20 protein-coding genes and 3 pseudogenes are annotated in these 21,740 nt (G+C 72.5%); 10 read left to right on the plus strand and 13 right to left on the minus strand.

What is annotated here, in order from left to right; all coding sequences use genetic code 11:
• Window positions 1-71 precede the first annotated feature (71 nt).
• The 5 genes from ACFXBC_RS28615 to ACFXBC_RS28635 all read right to left on the minus strand — a co-directional run bounded on the left by ACFXBC_RS28615 (window position 72) and on the right by ACFXBC_RS28635 (window position 5,646).
• Window positions 72-479, minus strand: coding sequence for a MarR family winged helix-turn-helix transcriptional regulator (locus ACFXBC_RS28615; RefSeq protein ID WP_385030683.1), 408 nt, complete (start codon window positions 477-479; stop codon window positions 72-74).
• Window positions 480-697: 218 nt separating this feature from the next.
• Window positions 698-1,858: a glycerate kinase gene (locus ACFXBC_RS28620; protein WP_385030615.1), complete on the minus strand. Its 1,161-nt coding sequence runs from the start codon at window positions 1,856-1,858 to the stop codon at window positions 698-700.
• A gap of 83 nt (window positions 1,859-1,941) precedes the next feature.
• Complete coding sequence (locus ACFXBC_RS28625) at window positions 1,942-2,490, minus strand: methylated-DNA--[protein]-cysteine S-methyltransferase (RefSeq protein WP_385030618.1); 549 nt, start codon at window positions 2,488-2,490, stop codon at window positions 1,942-1,944.
• A 30-nt stretch (window positions 2,491-2,520) separates the two neighbouring features.
• Entirely contained in the window at window positions 2,521-3,990 is a 1,470-nt protein-coding gene (locus tag ACFXBC_RS28630; protein ID WP_385030621.1) for an AlkA N-terminal domain-containing protein, read from the minus strand.
• A 240-nt stretch (window positions 3,991-4,230) separates the two neighbouring features.
• Window positions 4,231-5,646, minus strand: a complete 1,416-nt coding sequence (locus ACFXBC_RS28635) for a phytoene desaturase family protein (protein WP_385030624.1) — start codon at window positions 5,644-5,646, stop codon at window positions 4,231-4,233.
• Between the two features lie 96 nt (window positions 5,647-5,742).
• Here ACFXBC_RS28635 and ACFXBC_RS28640 point away from each other — a divergent pair, with 96 nt between their 5' ends.
• Window positions 5,743-6,546, plus strand: a complete 804-nt coding sequence (locus ACFXBC_RS28640) for a nucleotidyltransferase domain-containing protein (RefSeq protein ID WP_385030686.1) — start codon at window positions 5,743-5,745, stop codon at window positions 6,544-6,546.
• Between the two features lie 157 nt (window positions 6,547-6,703).
• On the opposite strand, the gene ACFXBC_RS28645 is transcribed toward ACFXBC_RS28640, so the two are convergent.
• The 3 genes and pseudogenes from ACFXBC_RS28645 to ACFXBC_RS28655 form a co-directional block, all read right to left on the minus strand.
• A complete protein-coding gene (locus tag ACFXBC_RS28645) occupies window positions 6,704-7,531 on the minus strand; it encodes an inositol monophosphatase family protein (protein ID WP_385030627.1) in 828 nt (275 codons plus the stop codon).
• Between the two features lie 41 nt (window positions 7,532-7,572).
• Window positions 7,573-9,384: a gamma-glutamyltransferase family protein gene (locus tag ACFXBC_RS28650; RefSeq protein ID WP_385030629.1), complete on the minus strand. Its 1,812-nt coding sequence runs from the start codon at window positions 9,382-9,384 to the stop codon at window positions 7,573-7,575.
• Between the two features lie 571 nt (window positions 9,385-9,955).
• Window positions 9,956-10,219, minus strand: a pseudogene (locus tag ACFXBC_RS28655) (LysR family transcriptional regulator); the annotation flags it as partial.
• Window positions 10,220-10,312: 93 nt separating this feature from the next.
• Between ACFXBC_RS28655 and ACFXBC_RS28660 the strand changes: the two are divergent.
• From ACFXBC_RS28660 to ACFXBC_RS28675, 4 genes and pseudogenes are all read left to right on the plus strand, one after another.
• Window positions 10,313-10,630, plus strand: a complete 318-nt coding sequence (locus tag ACFXBC_RS28660; protein WP_385030632.1) for a hypothetical protein — start codon at window positions 10,313-10,315, stop codon at window positions 10,628-10,630.
• Window positions 10,627-11,385, plus strand: a complete 759-nt coding sequence (locus ACFXBC_RS28665; protein WP_385030635.1) for an SDR family NAD(P)-dependent oxidoreductase — start codon at window positions 10,627-10,629, stop codon at window positions 11,383-11,385. Before ACFXBC_RS28660 ends, ACFXBC_RS28665 begins: the two co-directional genes overlap by 4 nt.
• A gap of 92 nt (window positions 11,386-11,477) precedes the next feature.
• Window positions 11,478-12,482: an amidohydrolase family protein gene (locus ACFXBC_RS28670; RefSeq protein ID WP_385030638.1), complete on the plus strand. Its 1,005-nt coding sequence runs from the start codon at window positions 11,478-11,480 to the stop codon at window positions 12,480-12,482.
• 194 nt (window positions 12,483-12,676) lie between these two features.
• A pseudogene (locus tag ACFXBC_RS28675) lies at window positions 12,677-12,834 on the plus strand (IS5/IS1182 family transposase); the annotation flags it as partial.
• A gap of 36 nt (window positions 12,835-12,870) precedes the next feature.
• On the opposite strand, the gene ACFXBC_RS28680 reads toward ACFXBC_RS28675, so the two are convergent.
• Window positions 12,871-13,332, minus strand: coding sequence for a hypothetical protein (locus ACFXBC_RS28680; protein ID WP_385030689.1), 462 nt, complete (start codon window positions 13,330-13,332; stop codon window positions 12,871-12,873).
• 207 nt (window positions 13,333-13,539) lie between these two features.
• On the opposite strand from ACFXBC_RS28680, the gene ACFXBC_RS28685 reads away from it, so the two are divergent.
• The 4 genes from ACFXBC_RS28685 to ACFXBC_RS28700 all read left to right on the plus strand — a co-directional run bounded on the left by ACFXBC_RS28685 (window position 13,540) and on the right by ACFXBC_RS28700 (window position 16,818).
• A complete protein-coding gene (locus ACFXBC_RS28685) occupies window positions 13,540-14,199 on the plus strand; it encodes a DedA family protein (RefSeq protein ID WP_385030641.1) in 660 nt (219 codons plus the stop codon).
• Complete coding sequence (locus tag ACFXBC_RS28690) at window positions 14,196-14,801, plus strand: phosphatase PAP2 family protein (RefSeq protein WP_385030646.1); 606 nt, start codon at window positions 14,196-14,198, stop codon at window positions 14,799-14,801. The genes ACFXBC_RS28685 and ACFXBC_RS28690 overlap by 4 nt, the downstream gene beginning before the upstream one ends.
• Window positions 14,798-15,634: a phosphatase PAP2 family protein gene (locus tag ACFXBC_RS28695; protein ID WP_385030649.1), complete on the plus strand. Its 837-nt coding sequence runs from the start codon at window positions 14,798-14,800 to the stop codon at window positions 15,632-15,634. Before ACFXBC_RS28690 ends, ACFXBC_RS28695 begins: the two co-directional genes overlap by 4 nt.
• 134 nt (window positions 15,635-15,768) lie before the next feature.
• The gene (locus ACFXBC_RS28700; protein WP_385030652.1) at window positions 15,769-16,818 is read left to right on the plus strand and encodes a lipoate--protein ligase family protein; all 1,050 of its coding nucleotides are present in this window, start codon (window positions 15,769-15,771) and stop codon (window positions 16,816-16,818) included.
• Window positions 16,819-16,896: 78 nt separating this feature from the next.
• Here ACFXBC_RS28700 and ACFXBC_RS28705 read toward each other — a convergent pair whose 3' ends face one another.
• The gene (locus ACFXBC_RS28705) at window positions 16,897-17,895 is read right to left on the minus strand and encodes a TIGR03842 family LLM class F420-dependent oxidoreductase (protein ID WP_385030655.1); all 999 of its coding nucleotides are present in this window, start codon (window positions 17,893-17,895) and stop codon (window positions 16,897-16,899) included.
• Between the two features lie 311 nt (window positions 17,896-18,206).
• Here ACFXBC_RS28705 and ACFXBC_RS28710 point away from each other — a divergent pair, with 311 nt between their 5' ends.
• A complete protein-coding gene (locus tag ACFXBC_RS28710; RefSeq protein WP_385030659.1) occupies window positions 18,207-18,791 on the plus strand; it encodes a nuclear transport factor 2 family protein in 585 nt (194 codons plus the stop codon).
• Window positions 18,792-18,800: 9 nt separating this feature from the next.
• On the opposite strand, the gene hydA is transcribed toward ACFXBC_RS28710, so the two are convergent.
• From hydA to ACFXBC_RS28725, 3 genes and pseudogenes are all read right to left on the minus strand, one after another.
• Window positions 18,801-20,204, minus strand: coding sequence for a dihydropyrimidinase (gene hydA / locus ACFXBC_RS28715; RefSeq protein ID WP_385030662.1), 1,404 nt, complete (start codon window positions 20,202-20,204; stop codon window positions 18,801-18,803).
• A 52-nt stretch (window positions 20,205-20,256) separates the two neighbouring features.
• Window positions 20,257-21,537: an aspartate aminotransferase family protein gene (locus tag ACFXBC_RS28720; RefSeq protein WP_385030665.1), complete on the minus strand. Its 1,281-nt coding sequence runs from the start codon at window positions 21,535-21,537 to the stop codon at window positions 20,257-20,259.
• A pseudogene (locus tag ACFXBC_RS28725) lies at window positions 21,534-21,635 on the minus strand (acyltransferase); the annotation flags it as partial. The pseudogene ACFXBC_RS28725 and the gene ACFXBC_RS28720, both read right to left, overlap by 4 nt.
• Window positions 21,636-21,740 lie beyond the last annotated feature (105 nt).

Genomic DNA, 21,740 nt, shown 5'->3' on the forward strand with positions numbered 1-21,740 from the left:
GGGCCCGGGTCCCAACCCGCCCGCGGCCCTTGCGGCGTTCCTGTCCCGGCCCCCGACGTCAGGGCCGTCGGTCAGGTGGGTCCGGCCCCCGCCGGGGCCGTGAAGACCCGCTCCAGCAGGTCGGTGAGGGTGGCCCGGTCGGCCTCGGGCAGCGCTTCGAGAGCGGCGAGCGTCGTGTGCATCCCGGCCCGGATCGCGTCGACGGTGCGCTCGCCCTCCGGGGTCAGCAGGACGTTCTTGACCCGACGGTCGGTCGGGCTCGGCTCCCGGCGTACGAGTGCGCGCTTCTCCAGCCGGTCGATGATCCCGGTCATATTGGAGGCGTCGCAGGCCAGCGTGGTCGCCAGGCCGCGCATCGCGGACGGGCCCCGGCGCAGCACGCCGAGCGTCCTGCCCTGGCTGGCGGTGAGCCCCTCGGCGGCGGCCGCGGCCGTGAAGTCGCCGTAGTAGGCACCGAGCGAGACCGAGAGCAGCTCCATGAGCCGGCCGGTGCCGGGCCCTGGGGATACGCCGGGTCCGGGCCCGGGAGTTTCTGGCATGGGCGGATGCTACGCCAGAAAAGTTGACCATCTCAAATACTTCGACGGCGGCGTATGGCCGCATACAGCGGCGGGCGCCACCGTATGCGGCAGGCAGAACGGGCCGGGACGGATGGCGCCCCGCCCGGCCCGGTTTCACGCCCCGGAAGGATCTGCTGTCACCCGTGCACCAGGAAGTCCCGGGCGATGTTCTCGGCGGCCTGCTCAAGGAGCGGGCCCGCCTCGGCGATACAGCGCTCCACGTCCGGCTCCAGCTCCGTGAGGGCGTACGCACGGCGGATGCCCGCCCTGCCGAGGACCTCGGCCGGGAGTGTGAGGCGCCCGCAGACCGCGACGACCTCCTTGCCCGCCGCCCTCGCCGCCGCGGCGACACCGGCCGGTGCCTTGCCGTGCAGGGTCTGCTCGTCGAGCGAGCCCTCGCCGGTGACGACCAGCGTCGCCCTGGCCAGCGCGGGAGCGAAACCCAGTACGTCGAGCATCACGTCGATACCCGCGCGGAAGCTCGCCCCCAGGCCGACCAGCGCCCCGAAGCCGATTCCGCCGGCCGCGCCGGCCCCGGGCGCCAGAGCGGCCTCCGCGGCCTCGGGACCGATGGACTTCTCCAGTACGGAGGCGAAGTGCGCCAGCGCCGAGTCCAGCGTCGCGACCTGCTCGGGGGACGCGCCCTTCTGCGGCCCGTACACCGCGGGTGCGCCCTTGGGCCCGGTCAGCGGATTGTCCACGTCACTGGCGAGCACGATCTCCGTACCCGCGAGACGGGGGTCCAGACCGGACAGATCGGCGGTGACCAGTTCGCTCAGTCCCCCGCCGCCCGGCCCCACGGGCTGTCCCTCGGCGTCCAGGAAGCGGGCTCCGAGCGCGGCCAGCATGCCGGCACCGCCGTCGGTCGTGGCGCTGCCGCCCACCCCGAAGACGAGGGAGGCGGCCCCGGCGTCGAGCGCCGCGCGCAGCAGCTCCCCCGAGCCGTATGTCGTGGCGGTGAGCGGCGCGAACACGCCGGCGGGGAGGTGCTGGAGGCCGGATGCCTCGGCCATCTCCACCACGGCCACCCCGTCGCGCAGCGCGAACGCCGCGGTCACCGGCCCGCCGAGTGGCCCGGTGACCCGTACCTCGTGCCGTTCGAACCCGGCCGCGAGCGCGGCAGCGACGGTGCCGTCCCCGCCGTCGGCGACGGGCAGCGTCTCGACCTCCACACCGGGAACGATCCGCCGCAGACCGGCCGTCACCCGCTCGGCGACCTCCACGGCCGTGAGGGACCCCTTGAATTTGTCGGCCGCCACGAGCACCCGTGCGGCTTCAGTTACTGCTCCGTCCGTCACCTTGTTTATCCCTTGCTTTCGAACAGGCAGTCGCGCCGCTCCGACCCTATCCGCACCACCCGCCCGCTGCCCATGGGGACCGGTCAGAAGAGGGTGCACTCGCGCGGCTCGCCCGGCTCGGTGCCGCCGGTACTCCTGCCGGTGCCGCCGGACTCGAAGGCCAGCAGCCGCTGCTTGCGGCCGAGTCCGCCGCCGTACCCGGTGAGGCTGCCGGTCGAGCCGATGACCCGATGGCACGGGACGATGATCCCGACCGGGTTCTTGCCGTTCGCCAGACCCACGGCCCGTGAGGCGCCGGGGCTGCCGAGCCGGTCGGCGAGGTCCCCGTACGAGCGCGTCTCGCCGTACGGGATCTGCCGCAGCTGCTCCCAGACACCGCGCTGGAAGGGCGTGCCCGCCAGGTGCAGCTCCACCGTGAACTCGGTCAGCGCGCCGTCGAAGTACGCGGCCAGTTCCTCCCTCACCTGTCCGAAGGGGCGGGGGTCGGGCTCGCCGAAGGTCTCTTCGGGCGGCCGGTGGCGCTGCTCGGTCATGTACAGGCCGCTCAGCACGCCGTCGGTCGCCACGAGCGTGAGCGGGCCGTACGGGCTGTCGACCACGGTGTGCCGTTTCACGGCCGGGTTCGCTGACATGGGGTGCTCCTCTCGCCGGAACTTCCGGGTTCAGACGGGCAGTTGGTTGATGGGGTGGGAGTCGGTCGCCCACAGGTACTGCACGGCGTACGCCCGCCAGGGCCGCCAGGCCGCGGCCCTCGCGGTGAGCGCCGCCGGGGTCGAAGGCAGTCCCAGTCCTCCGGCCGCCCGCCGGACGCCGAGGTCGGTGGGGAGGAAGGCGTCCGGGTCGCCGAGGGCGCGCATCGCGATGACCTCGACCGTCCAGGGCCCGAAGCCGGGCAGGCCGAGGAGGCGGCCGCGGGTCTCGTCCCAGTCGGTGTCCACCCCGAGCGTCAGCGACCCGTCCGCGAGTGCGCCGACCAGGGTGGTCAGTGTGGTGCGCCTGCTGCGGGGAAGCGCGAGGGACTCCGGGTCGAGAGCGGCCAGGGCCTGCGGTGACGGGAAGAGATGGGTGAGACCGCCCCTGGCGTCCTCGACGGGCTCCCCGTGTGCGCGGACCAGCCGGGCGGCGTGGGTGCGGGCCGCCGCCGTCGAGACCTGCTGGCCGAGCACAGCCCGTACGGCGAACTCCACCGCGTCGACGGTACGGGGCACCCGCCGGCCGGGGGCCTTGTCGACCAGCGGCGCCAGCAGCGGGTCGTTGCGCAGCTCGCCGTCGACGGCGACCGGGTCGGCGTCGAGGTCGAGCAGCCAGCGGCAGCGGCTGATGGCATGGGTGAGGTCGCGCAGATCGGTGAGGGAGAGCAGACAGCCGATGTGGTCGGGGTGCGGGGTGAGTTCGGCGATGCCGTGCCCGTACGGGAGGGAGAGCGTCCTGCGGTACGCGCCGTCCCGCCACTCCTCGACGCCGGGAACCCCGGTCGCCGCGAGATGGCCGAAGAGGTTGTCGGGGTTGAGGGGCGCGCGGAACGGGAGCCGGAGCGGGATGGTGCCCGGGGCGTGCGGCTGCGCGCCGCGGGCGGCGCGGGTGCGCAGTTCGCCGGGGGCGAGCGCGAAGACCTCGCGGACCGTGTCGTTGAAGGTGCGGACGGAGGAGAACTCGGCGGCGAACGCCACGTCCGCCATGGGCAGTCCGGTGGTCTCGATGAGGATGCGCGCCGTCTGGGCGCGCTGTGCGCGGGCGAGGGCCAGCGGTCCGGCTCCCAGCTCGGCGAGGAGCTGGCGCTCGATCTGCCGGGTCGAGTATCCGAGCCGGCCGGCGAGACCGGGCACGCCTTCCCGGTCGACGACGCCGTCCCGGATGAGGCGCATCGCGCGGGCCACGGCGTCGGCTCGGGCGTTCCACTCCGGGGAGCCGGGGCTGGTGTCGGGGCGGCACCGTTTGCAGGCGCGGAAGCCGGCCTGCTGGCAGGCGGCGGCGCTCGGGTAGAAGGTCATGTTCTCGACCTTGGGCGGCACGACCGGACAGCTGGGGCGGCAGTAGATCCTGGTGGTCAGCACGGCCGTGAAGAACCAGCCGTCGAAGCGGGCGTCCTTCGACTGGACGGCCCTGACGCAGCGCTCGGTGTCGGTGTGCATGGCTCCAGCATCGGCCACCCGGCCTCCGGCGGCTGGCGAGAATCCGACATCTGCCTCCGCCGGGTGGCTGCCCCCGGGCCGCTGGCGGATCCCGGCCGGGCCTCGGCCGTCCGGCGCCCTGCCGCGCCGCTCAGGGGCGCAGCCCGTCCGGCCCGTCCGGCGCAGCCGCCCGGCCACGCCCATCGGGTACGGCCGAGCTCAACCGTCCGGCCGCCCGGCTCAGGTCCGGCGCCGCCCGGCTCAGCTCCGGCGCAGCCGCCGCCATACGGCCTTCGCCGCGTTGTGCCCCGACATGCCGTGGACGCCGGGGCCTGGCGGGGTCGCCGCCGAGCAGAGGTACACCGCGGGGTGCGAGGTCGTGTACGGGAAGAGGGAGAGCTTGGGCCGCAGGAGCAGTTGCAGCCCGGAGGCGGCGCCGCAGGCGATGTCGCCGCCCACATAGTTCGCGTTGCGCGCGAAGAGCTCGGGGGGTCCCGCGGTGGCGCGGGCGAGCACCCGGTCGCTGAATCCCGGGGCGAAGCGCTCGATCTGCCGCTCGACGGCCTCGGTGAGGTCGCCTTCCCAGCCGTGCGGCACATGTCCGTACGCCCAGAAGACCTGTTTGCCCTCGGGCGCCCTGGACGGGTCGACCAGGCTGGGCTGGGCGCTGATCAGGAAGGGGGTCTCGGGGGCGTGGCCGCCGGCCGCCTGGCGCAGCGCCGTGCCGATCTCCCGGCTGCTGGGGCCGATCTGCACGGTCCCGGCGGTGCGGGGGGCCTCCGCCGTCCAGGGCACCGGGCCGTCCAGCGCGTAATCGATCTTGAAGACGCTCGCCCCGTACCGGTATCCGTCGTAGGCCCGGCCGAGACCGGCGATGCGCGCGGCGGCGGTCGGTGAGGTGTCGAAGACGTACGCGCGGGCCGGCGGCAGGTCGTCGAGCCGCTTCACCTCGAAGCCGGTGTGCACGACGCCGCCCAGATCGCGCAGATATCCGGTCAGCGCGTCGGAGATGGACTGCGACCCGCCGCGCGGCAGCGGCCAGCCGCCCTCGTGCGCGGCGAGTGCGAACATCAGCCCGACCGCGCCGGTGGCCAGGCCGTCGAGCGGGGCGATGACATGGGCCACCAGACCGGCGAACAGCGCACGCGCGCGGTCGTCGCGGAAGCGCTTCATCAGCCAGGTGGACGGCGGGAGCCCGGTCAGCCCGAAGCGGGCGAGGGTCACCGGATCGCGCGGCAGCGCGGTGAGCGGCAGGGACATGAAGTCCCTGGCCAGCGTGGGCCAGCGGCCGAGGAAGGGAGCGACGAGCCTGCGGTACGCGCCCGCGTCACGCGGTCCGAAGGACGCGGCGGTCTCGGCGACCGAGCGGGACAGCACGGCGGCGGTGCCGTCGTCGAAGGGGTGCGCCATGGGCAGTTCGGGGTGCAGCCACTCCAGGCCGTACCGGTCGAGGGGCATGGTCTTGAAGACCGGTGAGCCGACACCCAGCGGGTGGACGGCGGAGCAGGGGTCGTGGCGGAAGCCGGGGAGGGTGAGCTCCTCGGTGCGCGCGCCCCCGCCGACGGTGCCCCGGGCCTCGAAGACCTCGACCGCGAATCCGCGGCGGGCCAGCTCCACGGCGGCGGTCAGCCCGTTGGGCCCCGCCCCCACGACGACAGCATCGAGCATCGACGGCACCTTCGGACTCCTTCGTCAGCCGACGGCCAGAGGGCCCAAGGATATTCCCGCGCACCGACAGCGCAGCCGGGGGTAGCGTCATGGCCGATGAATCCGATGAATCCGGTGATCGAGACCATGGCGGACCGGCTGCGGGGCGTTCGCGGCATCAGCGCGGTGGCCCTCGGCGGAAGCCGCGCGCGAGGCACCGAACGCCCCGGCTCCGACTGGGATCTCGGCCTCTACTACCGCGGCACCCCGGACACGGCGGCGCTCGCCGCGCTCGCCTCCGAGCTGGCGGACCGGCCCGTCGACGTGGCGGGCCCCGGCGGCTGGGGCCCCTGGGTCGACGGCGGTGCCTGGCTCACCGTCGGCGGTGTGGCGGTCGACTGGATCCTGCGCGACCTCGACCGGGTGGAGCGGGTCTGGTCGCAGTGCCGCGTAGGCCGCTACGAGGTGGGGGTGCAGCCGGGACATCCGCTCGGGTTCTGGTCCCCCGCCTACCCCGGCGAGGTGGCGCTCTGCCGCGTACTCGCCGATCCCTCGGGGGAGTTGACGGCGCTGCGCGAGGAGACGCGCCGCTATCCGGAGCCGCTCCGTGCGGCCCTGGCGGAGGCGGCCTGGGAGGCGGAGTTCTCGGTGGCCGCCGCCCGTAAGTCCGCGGGTGGCGGCGACACCTTGCATGTCTCGCTCTGCCTCTCCCGTGCCTTCGGCGTCCTGGCCCAGTCCCTGCACGCCCACCACCGTGTGTGGTGCGTCAACGAGAAGGGCGCGCTGGCGGCGGCCGCCGCGCTGCCGCGGGCGCCGGCCCGCTTCGCCGAGCGGGTGGCGTCGGCGCTGCGCGCACTCGACCCGGCGGCCGTGGAGGCGGCGTCCGCCCTGGTCGCGGAGGTACGCGCGGTGCTCGGCACCGGCGGCTGACAGTCCGGGCGGCGCGACGGAGGCCGGACCGGGCGCGGCGCGGCTCGCGGCTCGCGGCTCGCGGCTCGCGGCTCGCCGACGGTCCGGGCGGCGCGGCGACGGCGAACCCGACGTATTGCGTCAGCTCTCCCCCTCCGGGATGGGCGGCGGCCGGGTCTCAGGTCCCGGCCGCCAGCAGCTGCCGCACCCGGTGGGCGGTCGCGGCGTCACGGGCGGCCGTGAACGGGAGCGCGTTGCCGCCCGTCACCCGGAACGGCTCGCCCATGAGCGTCAGATGGGCACCGCCCGCCTCCTCCACGAGAAGCAGTCCTGCCGCGTGGTCCCAGGCCAGTTCCCAGCTGAACGCCACGGCGTCGAGCGCGCCCCTGGCGATGGCCAGGTACTCCAGGCCCGCCGAGCCGCACGGCCTGGTCCTGATGCCCTCGGTGCGAAGGGCGAGCAGCGCGTTCTTCTGCTCGGGTGTGGTGAAGTCCGGGTGCGATGTGGCCACCCGGAGCTCCGCGCCGGGCGCGGGCGAACCGGCCTTCAGCGGCTCCCCGTTGAGGCGGGCGCCACCGCCCCGTACGGCGACGGCCATCTCGTCCAGCGCCGCCGCGTACGTCCAGGAGGCGAGCACCTCGCCGTGGTGGGCGAGCGCCACCAGGGTGCAGAAGCCCGGCTCGCCGCGCACGAACTGGCGGGTGCCGTCGACCGGGTCGACGATCCAGACGGGCGCGTCGCCGCGTATCGCCGCGTACGAGGACGGGTCCGCGGCGACGGCCTCCTCACCGACCACCACCGAGCCGGGCAGCAGTGCGGTGAGGGCGGCCGTGAGGTGTTCCTCGGCGCCGCGGTCGGCCACCGTCACCAGGTCGTGCGGACCGCTCTTCTCCGCGATCTCGTGCGCGGCGAGCTGCCGGAAGCGCGGCAGGATCTCAGCGGCGGCCGCCTCGCGAACCACCGTGTCGACCTCGGTCAAATCCCTGGTCAGTAGCTGTTCGGTCATGCCCCCATCTCAGCACACGCCGGTGAAGGCACCGCACCGGTTCAGCGTCCGACCGCGTAACCCTGCATGCCGCGCGGGTTCGCCGCCGCGCTCAGCACCCCGGTCAGCGGGTCACGGGCGACCGCGCACAGCCTGCCCTCGGACCAGGCGCCGCCGACCGTGACGTCATGGCCGCGGCGGCGCAGCTCCGCGATGGTCTCCTCGCCGATCCGGGACTCGACGGTGACGCTGCCGGGCCGCATGGCGCGCGGGAAGAAGGAGCCGGGGAAGGAGTTGTTGTGCCAGTTCGGGGCGTCGATCGCGCCCTGGAGATCCAGACCGCCGCGGACCGGGGCGGTCAGCGCGACCGCCAGGAAGAAGTGCAGCTGCCACTGGTCCTGCTGGTCGCCGCCCGGCGTCCCGAAGGCGAGCACCGGCACTCCGTCGCGCAGGGCGAGCGAGGGGGTGAGGGTGGTGCGCGGACGGCGGCCAGGAGTGAGCGAGTTCGGCAGACCCTCGTCCAGCCAGGTCATCTGGAGCCGGGTACCGAGCGGGAAGCCCAACTCGGGCACCACCGGGTTGGACTGGAGCCAGCCGCCGCTCGGGGTCGCCGAGATCATGTTGCCCCAGCGGTCCACGATGTCGAGGTGGCAGGTGTCGCCGCGGGTGGCGCCGTCCCCGGCGACGGTCGGCTCGCCCGCTCCGGCCGCCGGGATGGCCAGGGCGTCGAACCCGGGCTCGCCCGCCGCCACTGCGGTGGCGTGCCCGCTGAGCCGGGGCGTGCGCCCTCCGGGGCTGCCGGGGCGCAGTTCGTGCGAGGCAGCGCCGGTGATCAGGGCGCGGCGCTCCGCGTTGTACGGAGCGGAGAGGAGCGTGTCGAGCGGCACCTCGTCGGCGTCCCCGTACCAGGCCTCCCGGTCGGCCATCGCCAGTTTGCAGCCCTCGATGAGCAGATGGACGTAGTCGGCGGAGCCGTACGGGGGCAGTTCCCCCGGCTGGTCGGGGAGGAGGGCGAGCTGCTGGAGGAAGGCCGGGCCCTGGCTCCAGCCCCCGGCCTTGCAGAGGGTCCAGCCGTTCCAGTCGTACGTGGCGGGCGCCTCGTACGACGCCGACCAGCCGGCCAGGTCGGCCGCGGTGAGGGTGCCGGTGTGCCGGGCGCCGCTGGTGTCCATGGTGGGGCGCTGCGACTGGCGCACCAGCGCCTCGGCGATGAAGCCCTCGCGCCAGACCGCGCGGGCGGCGTCGATCTGGCCGATCCGGTCCCGCGTCCCGGAGGTGGCCTCGGCTATCAGCCTGCGCCAGGTCGCGGCGAGCGCGGGGTTGCGGAACAGCTCGCCGGGTGCGGGTGACCTGCCGTCCGGGAGGTACACATCGGCGGACGTGGGCCACTCGGTCTCGAAGAGTTCCCGTACGGTCTCGACGGTCTGGCCGACGCGTTCGACGGGGGCGTGGCCGTCCTCGGCGTAACCGATGGCGTAGGTGAGTACGTCGGTGAGGGACTTGGTGCCGTGGTCGCGGAGGAGCAGCATCCAGGCGTCGAAGGCGCCGGGCACCGCGGCGGCCAGCGGCCCGGTGCCCGGGACCAGGTCGAGGCCGAGCGAACGGTAGTGCGCGACGGTCGCGCCCGCGGGGGCCGGGCCCTGACCGCAGAGCACCCGCACGTCGCCGCCGGCCGGGGCGATGACCGCGGGCACCTCCCCGGCCGGCCCGTTGAGGTGCGGCTCGACTACGTGCAGGACGAAAGCGGCGGCGACGGCGGCGTCGTAGGCGTTCCCCCCGTCCTCCAGCACGGCCATCGCGGACTGGGAGGCGAGCCAGTGGGTGGATGACACCATGCCGAAGGTGCCCTGGAGGGTGGGGCGGGTGGTGAACATACGGGCTCTCACCTCACTGTTTACGCGCGTCAGACGGTCGAATCTGCACTCAGGACCGGGCCTGGAGAGAATCCGGGGAGTGTGGATCGGCACTCTCCTCCGCCCGCTCCCCCAGCAGGCTATCGATCGCCCTGCGCCCCTTCTTCCCCGCCTCCGGCATGAAGTGCGCGTAGTGATCGAGCGTGATGGTCGGCGATGAATGCCCCAACCACTTGGCGAGGGTGACGACTGACTCGGGTCCGCTGCACGAACGGGTGACATCTGAACTGGCTTGCCCTGTGGGGCAGGTGGGAAGGATGTCGTTGTGCCCAAGCCTTATCCGGAGGAGTTCCGCCAGGACGTCGTGCGGATCGCGAGAACCGCGACCCGGGTGTGACGGTCGAGCAGGTGGCCTCCGACTTCGGAGTCCATCCAATGACGTGGTGGAAATGGATGCGCCGCGCGGACGTCGACGAGGGCGCCAAGCCCGGGGTGAGCAGTCAGGAAGGTGCGGAGCTGCGCCAGGCGCGTCGGCACGGCCGATCGGACGGCGTGGCGGATCTGCCGGGACAACCGCTGGTGGAGCGTGCTCGGCCCGGCGGGCCTTCTCGGCGGCCGCGTCGACCGCGTTGAGCGCGTGCCGGCCGTGGTGCAGGAGGGCTTCACCGGCGGGGGTGAGACGGACGCTCCGGCTGGATCGCTCCAGCGGTTTCACGCCGAGGCGGGCCTCCAGGCGCCGCACCGCTTTGGACAGGGCCGGCTGCGCGATGGCCAGGCGGGCGGCCGCGTGGCCGAAGTGCGGTTCTTCGGCGACGGCGACGAAGTACTCCAGCTCGCGCGTTTCCAGATCGGGCATACCCCCAAGCCTGTCTCGACTCATTCCTCCGAGGCATCAATCGAGAACGAGCAGGTCTTGGACGTTCCCGGAAAGTGCCTGTTCACTGGTGTCATGATTCACCACACGATGATCGTTTCGTTCGACAACCCGATTCCCTCCAGTGAGCTGGGCCAGTACCTGAAGGAGTTCGAGGAGCTCGTGATGGGCTCCGGTCTGGTCGAATCGGTCGCGGCCCGGCACCACATCCGCGTCCCGGGTGACGACCATGCTCCGGTGGCGGTGGCCTCCGCGATCGTGCAGCTGCGCCTGGCCGACCTCGACGCCCTGAACGCCACCTTCACGATGCCCGGGGCCCTCGACCTCATCAAGCGCTGGCAGGCCCGTCACCCGTACAAGGCGATCTGGGTCAACCACGAGCCGCTGGCATGAGCAGCTACACGGGCACAGCCGGTCTGGTGACCGGCGCCGGCAGCGGAATCGGGCGCGCCGCCGCGCTCGATTTCGCCCGGCGTGGTGCCGCGGTCGCCGTCCTGGACCTGGACGAGGACCGTGCCCGCGAGACCGTGGAGCTGATCGCCCAGGAGGGCGGCCGGGCCGAGGCCGTCGCCGTCGACATCGGCGACGAGGCGTCCGTCCGGCAGGCGGTGGCCCGGGTCGTGGACGCGTTCGGCGGGCTCGACTTCGCGGTCAACAGCGCCGGAGTCCCCTCGCACAACCGGGTCCTGACCGACATGACGCTCCAGGAGTGGGAGCACGTGCTGCGGGTCAACGTGATCGGCACCTGGCTGTGCATGAAGTACGAACTGCCCGCCTTGCAGCAACGCGGCGGCGGGGCAATCGTCAACGTCGCCTCCAACGGCGGCCTGTACGCCATCCCGGCGGCGCCGGCGTACGTGGCCGGCAAGCACGGTGTGGTCGGCCTGTCCAAGGTGGCCGCCGTCGACTACGGCCCGGACAACATCCGGGTCAACGCACTGTGCCCCGCACTGACGAAGACGGCCATGTTCGACGACGTCGTCGCACGGGTCGGCACGCAGATGGTCGCTCAGCAGGAGGCCGTCACCCCGCTGCGCAGGCTGGCGGAGTCCGAGGAAGTCGCCGCCGCCGCGGTGTGGCTGTGCTCACCGGAGGCCACCTACGTCACCGGCACCGCCCTGTCGGTCGACGGCGGCCGCCGAGCCTGAAAGGCCGGCAGGCGGCGGTGGACGGGGGCCGAACGCCGGTCCACCGCCGCCTGCCATCCGGGGGCACCGGCAACGAGAGGGAGAGAGCCGAGATGACTGACCACCGCGTCATCGCCGTAGAAGAGCACTTCACCACCCGCGCGTACCTCGAACGGGCCCACGGCCTGGACTTCGCTCCCGGCGACCGCACCGAGGTCGAGCTCACCCGCGCCGTCGAAAGCCTTGAACCCACCCGTTCCCGGCTCCTCGACCTCGACACGCGCCTGGCCGCCATGGACGCGGCCGGACAGGACATGGCGCTGCTGAGCCTGAACCCGCCCGGTGTCCAGCCGTACGCACCGGCCGACGCGGCCGGCCTGGCCCGCGACTTCAACGACGAACTCGCCCAGATCGTCAGGGACCGGCCCAGCCGTTTCGGCGGGCTGGCCACCGTCGCGCCGCAGGCCCCCGAAGAAGCCGCGGCGGAGATCGAGCGGGCCATGGGCCCGCTCGGCCTGCACGGCATCATGATCAACTCGCACACCCGCGGCCACTACCTGGACGAGCCGCAGTTCGCCCCGCTGCTCGCCGCGGCCGAGGCCCACCACGCCCCGGTCTACCTGCACCCCCGGGTACCGAGCATGCTCGACCAGTACTCCCGTTACGGCATGTCCGGCGCCATCTGGGGCTACGCGGCCGAAGCCTCGCTGCATGCCATGCGGCTCATCCTCAGCGGCACCCTCGACCGCCACCCCGGCCTGAGCATCATCCTGGGCCACCTCGGCGAAGGCATCCCCTACTACCTCAAGCGCATCGACAACCGCCACGCCTTCGCCGCACGCACCCAGGGCGCCGCAACGACGATGCCCCACCTGGAGCTGACGCCCAGCGACTACTTCCGCCGCAACTTCACCATCACCACCAGCGGAATCGACGACCCCGACGCCCTCGACCTCGCCCTGCGCGCCGTCGGCGACTCCAACATCATGTTCGCGATCGACGCCCCCTACGAAGACACCGCGCAATCGGTCGCCTTCCTCAGGACGGCTCCCCTCACCGACACCCAACGAGCCAACATCAGCCACAACAACGCCGAGCGTGTCTTCGGCCTGACATAAGGCAGGGCAGAAAGCCCACCGACGGGACCCCGACCACGACCGGATCGGTGACGGGGGCAGACACGGCCCCGGAGCGACCGTGGATCACGGGAGTGCTCCGGAGGAGCCGACGGATGCGCGAAGAAGCGTTCTCCCCGCCGACGCGGGGGTGCTCCGGTGATCAAGCGCTCTGGTGCGTTGCGGATCAGGTCAGAGGTCCGAGCCCCGTGGACCGGGCAAGCCGGGTTCCAGGATGCACGTCCTGTCCGACGCGAACGGACTGCCCCTCCTTGCCGACCTCTCCGCGGCGAACACCCACGACAACCTCGCGCTGAAGCCTGAGGAGGCGGGCCCCGCCTCGCCCTTCGGACCCGGTGATCTCGCCCGCCGGGCCCGGCAGCCCCACCCCTCAGGGCCGGTGGCCACCGTGGCCGGGCCCGTGCTCCGGGCGGTGCGGGGGGCGTCTGCGGCGGCCCTGGTGCGGGTGGATCCGGTGGTGCGGGCGGTGGACCGGCTGGGCCGGTCTGCGTCCGGCCCGGGTCTGCCGTACGGCGGACCGGCGCCCCTGCCCGCCGCCTCCCGCCCCGGGCGCGGCCTCACCACCACCGCCACCACCACGGCCGGGCCCCTGGGCTCTCTCGGCCCGCTCGGCGGCCTGCGTCTGCTGACGCAGCCTGCGTCCCTGGGCCGCGAAGACCGCGGCGATGACGATCCACAGCACGGTGGCGATCCAGGCGTACGGCTTCGGCGCCCAGGCCAGCCAGATGAACGCCCAGACGAAGAACACCGCCGCCAGCGCGAAGTACCGGGTCGCCGTGGTGCGGGCGAGCCACCGCGAAGCGGCTGCGGCCGGCCGTTCATTGCGCTCCATGGACGGAACCTAACCCGTGTTGGCGCCCCACCGCCCTCCGACGGCATGGAACGCTCCCCGGCCCGCTATCGTCTACGGTTACGTAGACCGTCTACTGAACTGTAGTCGTTTCGGCGTGGTCCACTTCCCTGGCCAGGACCGCACCGGCCCTCCGGTGCGGCGGTCCGGCCCAGGGCACCCGCTCGTCCTACCGGAAAGGCCGGGACCTTGCTCACAGCTTCGACACTCGCGGTGAACATCCTCGACGCGCAGTCCGTGCTGACCGCCTTCGGCGTGGCCGGGATCGCCGTGGTGATGTTCGCCGAGACCGGCCTGCTGGTCGGCTTCTTCCTGCCCGGCGACACCCTGCTGTTCACGGCGGGGCTGCTCTGTACGGGCAGTTCGACCGGCAGTCTGAGGCTGTCGCTGCCCCTGGTGCTGCTCGCGTCGGCCGCCGGGGCCCTCGCCGGGGCGCAGTGCGGCTATCTGATCGGCCGCAAGGCCGGAGGCGCCCTGCTCGCCCGCAGCCGCTCGGAGCATCTGCACAAGGGGGCGGCCCGCGCCGAGGAACTGCTCGGCAAGTACGGTCACGCGAAGGCCATCGTGCTCGCCCGCTTCGTCCCGGTGGTGCGCACGGTGCTCAACCCGATGGCGGGGGCACTCTCCGTACCGGTCAGGACGTTCACGCTCTGGCAGGTGGTCGGCGGGCTGGTCTGGAGCCAGGGCCTGGTACTGGCCGGGTACGCGCTGGGGTCGTCCATCCCGAACGTGGACCACTATCTGCTTCCGATCATCGCGGTGATCGTCGTCGTGTCTCTGCTGCCCCTCGCCCTGGAGCTGCGACGCTCCCGCAGGAACCAACCGCGTACCGACGGAGTCAGTGAATGAACCTCGCCTACGACGGATCGCCGGTCGACGGCGGTCTCTACACGGACACGGTGGATCTGGCCCGTCGCGCCCCCGGATGGCTGGACTCGGCCGTCTCCGTCTGGTCCGGATACGGGCTCGCGCTCTTCGCCGTACTGATCGCCGCCGGGTGGTGGCGGGCCCGTCGGCAGGGGGCCACGGCCGGGCTGATGGGGCTGGCCGTGCCGGTGATCGTGGTGCTGGCCTACTGCGTCAACGACGCCGTCAAGCTGGTCGTACGGGAGGACCGGCCGTGCCAGAGCCTGCGGGTGACGACGCTGGAGGCGTGTCCGGCACCAGGCGACTGGGCGTTCCCGAGCAACCACGCGGCCCTCGCCTTCGCCGCGGCGGTGGCGCTGCTCTTCGTCTCCCGGCGGCTGGGCGCGGCCGCCCTGGTCTGCGCGGTCGCGATGGCTGCATCCCGGGTCTGGGTGGGCGCCCACTATCCGCACGATGTCGCCGCCGGTGCGCTGGTGGGCACACTGGTCGCGCTGGTGCTGGCGACGGCGCTGCGGCGACGGCCCGAGGCCCTGGCGAGGCGCCTCACGGACACCAGGCTGCGCCCGCTGCTGGTCTCGTCGTGAACCGGCGGGGCGCCGCCGACCTGGCCGTGTCGGGGGCCGTGGGCTCACTCGCGGGGTTCGTCCTGCTGACGCTGGTGGTGGTGGGACACCACGGCGCCCCGCTGCTGACGGACGGCTGGCTGCTCTCCTGGTCGGTGCACCACCGGCCACCGGTCGCGGTCGCCGCGGCGCGCGGCGTCACCGACACGGGCTCGGGGCTCGTCCCATATCTCCTGACGGTACTGGCGGGGGTGATCGCCGGACGCGGCCCGCGGCAGCGGGTGACCGCCGCGGTCGCCTGCCTGGCCTGCCTGGTCGTGGCGCAGCTGGTGCGGTACGGGGTGATGTCGCTGGTCGCGCGGGAACGTCCGCCGGCCGGCGACTGGGCCGCACAGGCATCGGGGTGGTCGTTCCCTTCCGGGCACACCACCACGTCGGCGGTGACCGCGGGGCTGCTGATCGCCGCGGTGCTGCTGCGTGTCCGGCACGGCAGAAGAACGATCGCGGCCGGGATCGGCTGCTGGGCGGTGCTCGTCGGGCTCAGCCGGGTGTACCTCGGTGTCCACTGGTCCACGGATGTGGCCGGCGGCTGGCTGCTCGCCCTCTGCTGGCTCTGCCTCTGCTTCCGGCTGGCGGTCCGCCACTGCCCGGCCGTCCCGCACGAAGCGAACGACCCGCACACGCCACACGTGCCGCATGAGCCGCGCAAGCCGCACGAGCCCCACGAGCCGCACGACAGTGCCGTACCGCTCGGAAAGCAGCCGCCCGAGTCCCGTCCACGGGAGCCGCGTCCACGGGACGGCGCCGACGGGCACGCCGGTGCGCCGGGCGGCTCGTACGGGGAGACGCACTGACGCCGACCAGAGCCACCCCACCCCGCCCGGCCCGGCCCGGTCGCGGAATGACCGCGCCGGATCCGGCGTTGTCGCAGGCCGGGGCCGTACGCGGGTGGCCGCGCGGATGGTCCGGCTGATCTGGAGGCAAGGCTGTGCACGGTGAGTACAAGATCCCTGGCGGCAAGCTCGTCGTCGTCGACCTGGACGTCGAGGGCGGCGCACTGCGCAACGTCCGGGTGTCCGGGGACTTCTTCCTGGAACCCGACGAGGCGATCCTGGACATCGACGCCGCGCTGGAAGGCGCACCGGCCCACACCGACGCCGCCGGGCTCGCCGCCCGCATCAGCGCCGCGCTGCCCCCGGCGGCCGTGCTGCTCGGCCTCTCCCCCGAGGGCGTCGCCGTGGCCGTGCGCAGGGCCCTGACCCGGGCCACCGAGTGGAGTGCCCACCGCTGGCAGCTGATCCACGACCGCCCGCAGTCCCCCGCCCTGCACATGGCGCTCGACGAGGTCCTCACCGCCGAGGTCGCGGCGGGCCGGCGCCCGCCCACACTGAGGGTCTGGGAGTGGGCCGCCCCCGCGGTGATCATCGGCAGCTTCCAGTCCCTGCGCAACGAGGTCGACCCGGAGGGCGCCGAGCGCCACGGTGTGACGGTCGTCCGCCGGATCTCGGGCGGCGGGGCCATGTTCGTCGAGCCCCGGAGCACCATCACGTACTCGCTCTCGGTCCCGGAGTCGCTGGTCTCCGGCCTCTCGTACGCCGACAGTTACGCGTATCTGGACGACTGGGTGCTCGGCGCGCTGGCCGACATGGGCATCAAGGCGTGGTACCAGCCGCTCAACGACATCGCCACCGAGGCCGGCAAGATCGCCGGCGCGGCCCAGAAGCGCATCGCGAACGGCGGGGTGCTGCACCACGTGACGATGGCGTACGACATCGACGCCGACAAGATGACCGATGTGCTGCGCATCGGGCGGGAGAAGCTGTCCGGCAAGGGAATCGGCAGCGCCAAGAAGCGCGTCGACCCGCTGGCCCGGCAGACCGGTCTGCCGCGCGACGAGGTCATCCAGCGGATGATCGCTTCCTTCCGCGACCGCTACGGCCTCGCCGACGGCCGTGTGACGGAGGAGGAGATGGGCCGGGCACGGGAGTTGGCGGCGGCCAAGTTCTCCTCCGCGGAGTGGACGGCGCGGGTGCCGTGACGGCCGGCGGGCCCACGTCCGCTCCCCTTCCACTCCTCCCTTCTGCTCCTCCGCACCACCTCCGTTTCCGCCGCCGGGTCAGGCGAGGGCCGGGATGATCTCTTCGCCGTACGCGTCGATGACGCTCTCGCGGGCATCGTGCATCGCGTACACCGCGAACTGATCCACGCCCAGGTCCCGCAGTGCCCGCAGCTTCTCGATGTGCGCCTCAGCGGGGCCGAGCAGACAGAAGCGGTCCACGATCCCGTCGGGGACGAACGCGGCGTCCGGGTTGCCGCTGCGGCCGTGGTGGCTGTAGTCGTACCCCTCACGCCCCTCGATGTACGCGGTGAGCTCGTCGGGCACCTGCGCGGAGTGCGTCCCGTAGCGGGCCACCAGATCGGCGACGTGGTTGCCCACCATGCCGCCAAACCAGCGGCACTGCTCGCGGGCGTGGGCCAGGTCGTCGCCGACGTACGCGGGCGCCGCCACGCAGATCTTCACGGCGTCCGGGTCCCGGCCCGCGTCGGACGCGGCCGTCCGGACCGCCTCGACCATCGACGCGGTGAGGAAGGGATCGGCGAGCTGGAGGATGAACCCGTCGGCCCGCTGCCCGGCCAGCGCGAGCGCCTTGGGACCGTACGCGCCCATCCAGACCGGGAGCTTCCCGTCCACGACCCAGGGCAGCCGCAGCGGCCGGCCGTCCACGTCGGCCTCGCGTCCCTCGGCCAGATCGCGGATCACCCCGATCGCTTCGCCCAGCGTGGCCAGCGTGTTGGGCTTGCGCCCCGCGACCCGCATCGCCGAGTCACCGCGCCCGATGCCGCAGACCGTGCGGTTGCCGTACATCTCGTTGAGCGTGGCGAAGGTGGAGGCGGTGACCTCCCAGGTCCGGGTGGACGGGTTGGTGACCATGGGCCCCACGGTCAGGCTCGTGGTGTGCTCCAGGATGCGGCTGTAGATGACGAACGGCTCCTGCCAGAGGACAGCCGAGTCGAAGGTCCAGCCGTAGCGGAAGCCGTTGCGCTCCGCGCGCCGCATCAGTCCGACGACGGCGGAGGCGGGCGGATCGGTCTGCAGGACGAGTCCGAAGTCCAAGGCGTTGCTCCTCATGGGTGCGGATTCCGGGGGGGGGCTCGGAACGCGGGGTCTCGGCGACCCGGGATCCCGGCGGCGCGGGTCCGGTGCGGCGGTGTCCGGAGGTGCGGCCGCCAGGCGCCGCGGGGTCAGGCGGAAGCGGTACGGCCCTGTGGCCACCCCGGCCCCTTGGGAGGACGGCCGTCACGGGTGTCCTCCCAAAGGTTCGGGTGGAAAGACCGTCAGATCGCGGGTGTAGCGTCACATCGGTGGACAGCACTGTCTCCTCTGCGCGGGTCTCCCCCTCGTGCACACCGTAGAAGGAGAAGGACATGACCGTGGGCACGCGTGTCGAGGACCGTTCGGCCATCGCCGATCTGATGACCGGGTGGATGCACCGCGATCTGGGCGAGTGGGAGCAGTTGCGTGAGCTCTTCCACCCCGACGGCACCATCGAGATCACCTGGTTCGAGGGACGGGCCGACGACTTCGTGGATGCCTCCGCCCGGATGGGCAGTTCCAGTCTCCGGAGCAAGCACCTGATCACGCGCCCGTCAATCACCTTCAACGGCGACCGGGCCCTGGTCGAGACCAACGCGATGCTCATCGCCGAGAACGTCGCACTCGATCTGGGCTGCACCGCCCACAACCGCTTCTGGGACCGGGTCGAGCGGCGCGACGGCGACTGGCGCATCGTGCACAGGGCGAGCGTGTACGACATGTGCTCCTTCGACTTCCTCGCGAAGCTCCAGGACATCGACGAGAGCGCGGTCCGCGGCTACCCGCGGGCCTACGCGGCCCTCGCCTATCTCCTGGAGAAGTCCGGATTCCCGGTCGCCCGCACATTCCCGACCAGGGGCAGCGAGCTGGAGGCCGAGTTGAAGGCGGCGGGCCGGGCCTGGCTCAGTGAGGGCTGAGTCCCGCGCTCAGTGTGCGTACTCGCCGAGACCGCGCGGCACATAGGACCCGTGCCCCGCGTGGCCGACGTAGTCCCGGCCGTCGATCACCGGAACACCGCGGGAGAGCACCGTCTCCACCCGGCCCGTCACCCGCTTGCCCTCGTACGCCGAGTAGTCGACGTTCATATGGTGCGTGGCGGCGGACATCACCTGCTCGGCGGCGGGGTCGTACACCACGATGTCCGCGTCGGCGCCCGGGGTGATCGTGCCCTTCTGCGGATACAGGCCGAACATCCGGGCCGGCGCCGCGCAGGCGATCTCGATCCAGCGGCGGCGGCTGATGTGCCCGTCGATCACGGCCTGGTGGAGCAGGTCCATCCGGTTCTCCACCCCCGGCATGCCGTTGGGGATCTTCGAGAAGTCGCCCCTGCCCATGTCCTTCTGGCCCTTGAAACAGAACGGGCAGTGGTCCGTGGAGACCACCTGCAGATCGTTCGAGCGCAGCCCGCGCCAGAGCGCCGCCTGGTGCTCCACGGGGCGCAGCGGAGTGGAGCAGACGTACTTGGCGCCCTCGAAGCCGGGCTCCGCCAGGTTGTCGGTCGACAGGAAGAGGTACTGCGGGCAGGTCTCGCCATAGACAGGAAGGCCCTCGTCGCGGGCTCGCGCCAGTTCGGCCACGGCCTGCTGTGCCGACACATGCACCACATAGAGGGGGGCGCCCGCCACCTGGCTCAGCTTGATCACCCGGTGCGTCGCCTCCGCCTCCAGGAGTGCGTGCCGGACTTCGCCGTGGTAGCGCGGGTCCCGCTCACCGCGGGCCAGCGCCTGCTCCACCAGGACGTCGATCGCCAGGCCGTTCTCCGCGTGCGTCATCACCAGGGCGCCGTTGGACCCGGCGCGCTGCATGGCCCGGAGGATCTGGCCGTCGTCGGAGAGGAACACCCCCGGGTACGCGGTGAAGAGCTTGAAGGAGCTGACACCGCCCGCGACGAGCCGGTCCATCTCCTTGAGCGAGGACTCGTTCACATCGGACATGATCATGTGGAAGGCGTAGTCGACCGCGCACTTCCCGTCCGCCTTGGCGTGCCAGGTGTCGAGTCCCTCACCGAGTGATCCGCCCTTGGACTGGATGGCGAAGTCGATGATGGTCGTCGTGCCGCCCCAGGCCGCTGCCCTGGTCCCGGTCTCGAAGGTGTCGGACGCGAAGGTGCCGCCGAAGGGCATCTCCATATGGGTATGGGCGTCGACCCCGCCGGGCACCACGTACTTGCCGGTGGCGTCGATCGTACGGTCGGCGGTCCATGCCTCGGCGGCGGCGGAGCCGTGCGCGGCGAGCGCGGCGATCCGGCCGTCCTCGATGAGGACGTCGGCGTGGGTCTCCTCCGCGGCGGTGATGACGAGACCGCCGCGGACCAGGGTGCGGGTGCTCATGGTGCGGTGCTTCCTCTCTCGTACAGCGCTGTGTGCGGCGGGAAGCCGCCGACTACCCTGCGCGCAGGGCCTCTTCGAGGATGGCGGCGCCCTCTTCGGCCTCCGCGACATTGAGCGAGAGCGGAGGTGCGATACGCAGCACGCTGGTGTCGTGCCCGCCGCCCTTGCCGATCAGCAGGCCGCCTTCCCTGGCCGCCTCCAGAACGGCTGCCGCGGCCTCCGGATTCGCCTCGTCGGTGCCGGGCTTCACCAGCTCGACGCCGATCATCAGGCCGCGGCCGCGCACCTCGCGTACGAGCGGGGACTGCGCACCGACGGCCCGCAGCCGTTCGAGCAGCAGACCGCCGATCCGGCGGGCGTTGCCCTGGAGGTCGTGTTCCAGGAGGTAGGTGAGGTTGGCGAGGCCCGCGGCCATGGTGACCGGGGAACCGCCGAAGGTCGAGATGGAGTTGGCGTCCAGACAGTTCATGACATCGGCGCGGGCGACGACACCGCCGATGGACATGCCGTTGCCGATGCCCTTGGCGAAGGTGAGGATGTCCGGCGGACCGTTCTCGGCGTGCGCCTGCCAGCCCCAGAAGTGCTCGCCGGTACGCCCCCAGCCGGTCTGGACCTCGTCCGCGATCCAGAGGATCCCGTGCCGGTCGAGCACCTCGCGGAAGGCGGCGAAGAGTCCGTCGGGCGGCGCGGTGAAACCGCCGACGCCCTGGATGGGTTCGGCGATCAGCGCCGCCGGGTCATGGGCGTGGCCGAGCAGGTCCTCCAGGTCGGCCACGCACGCCTCGGTGAACGCGGCGTCGCTGAGGTGCGCGTACGGGCCCCGGCTGCGGACCCCGCCGTGCACGTACAGCGTCTGGAGCGGGGAGAGACCCGTCGGTGACCAGCCGCGGTTGCCGGTGATGCCGACGGTCGTGAAGGAGCGGCCGTGGTAGCTGTTGCGCATCGCCAGGATCTGGTTGGACCCGCGGTACGCGGTGGCGAGGAGCAGCGCGGTGTCGTTCGCCTCGGTGCCCGATGTGGTGAAGAAGACCCGGGCGTCCGGGATCCCGGACAGTGTCGCGATCCGCTCGGCCAGCTCCACCATCGGCCGGTTGAGGTAGAGCGTCGACGAGTGCACGATCCGGCCGGCCTGCTCGCTGATCGCCTTGGTCACCTCGGGCAGCGCGTGGGCGGTCATGGTGGTGAGGATGCCGCCGAAGAAGTCGAGATAGCGGTTGCCGTCCGCGTCCCAGACGTGCCGGCCCTCGCCGTGGGTGATCTCGATAGGCTGCCGGTAGTAGGTGGCGAGCCAGTCGGGGAGTACGGCCTGATGCCGCTGGTACAGGTCGCTCACGGCTGCACCAGCCCCTCGTACGCGTCGGGCCTGCGGTCCCGGTAGAACGCCCACTGCTGGCGCACCTCGTCGATGAGGTCCAGGTCGAGGGGGCGGACGAGGGGTTGCGCGCGCGTGTGGGGCGCGCCCACGCCCCCGAACGGGCCGCCCGGGGGGGCGAAATAGCTGGGGGCCGATAACTCGGTGTGGCCCGGATACCCCAG

It is taken from the genome of Streptomyces sp. NPDC059398 (assembly GCF_042751845.1).
GTDB lineage: Bacteria > Actinomycetota > Actinomycetes > Streptomycetales > Streptomycetaceae > Streptomyces.

What these genes read in the sequence shown, in the direction of transcription:
- ACFXBC_RS28665 (WP_385030635.1), top strand. Translation starts at nt 10,627, where the DNA reads ATGAGCAGCTACACGGGCACAGCCGGTCTGGTGACCGGCGCCGGCAGC.
- ACFXBC_RS28615 (WP_385030683.1), bottom strand. Translation starts at nt 479, where the DNA reads ATGGAGCTGCTCTCGGTCTCGCTCGGTGCCTACTACGGCGACTTCACG.
- ACFXBC_RS28645 (WP_385030627.1), bottom strand. Translation starts at nt 7,531, where the DNA reads ATGACCGAACAGCTACTGACCAGGGATTTGACCGAGGTCGACACGGTG.
- ACFXBC_RS28670 (WP_385030638.1), top strand. Translation starts at nt 11,478, where the DNA reads ATGACTGACCACCGCGTCATCGCCGTAGAAGAGCACTTCACCACCCGC.
- ACFXBC_RS28690 (WP_385030646.1), top strand. Translation starts at nt 14,196, where the DNA reads ATGAACCTCGCCTACGACGGATCGCCGGTCGACGGCGGTCTCTACACG.
- ACFXBC_RS28710 (WP_385030659.1), top strand. Translation starts at nt 18,207, where the DNA reads ATGACCGTGGGCACGCGTGTCGAGGACCGTTCGGCCATCGCCGATCTG.
- ACFXBC_RS28660 (WP_385030632.1), top strand. Translation starts at nt 10,313, where the DNA reads ATGATTCACCACACGATGATCGTTTCGTTCGACAACCCGATTCCCTCC.
- hydA (WP_385030662.1), bottom strand. Translation starts at nt 20,204, where the DNA reads ATGAGCACCCGCACCCTGGTCCGCGGCGGTCTCGTCATCACCGCCGCG.
- ACFXBC_RS28625 (WP_385030618.1), bottom strand. Translation starts at nt 2,490, where the DNA reads ATGTCAGCGAACCCGGCCGTGAAACGGCACACCGTGGTCGACAGCCCG.
- ACFXBC_RS28640 (WP_385030686.1), top strand. Translation starts at nt 5,743, where the DNA reads ATGAATCCGGTGATCGAGACCATGGCGGACCGGCTGCGGGGCGTTCGC.
- ACFXBC_RS28680 (WP_385030689.1), bottom strand. Translation starts at nt 13,332, where the DNA reads ATGGAGCGCAATGAACGGCCGGCCGCAGCCGCTTCGCGGTGGCTCGCC.
- ACFXBC_RS28650 (WP_385030629.1), bottom strand. Translation starts at nt 9,384, where the DNA reads ATGTTCACCACCCGCCCCACCCTCCAGGGCACCTTCGGCATGGTGTCA.
- ACFXBC_RS28630 (WP_385030621.1), bottom strand. Translation starts at nt 3,990, where the DNA reads ATGCACACCGACACCGAGCGCTGCGTCAGGGCCGTCCAGTCGAAGGAC.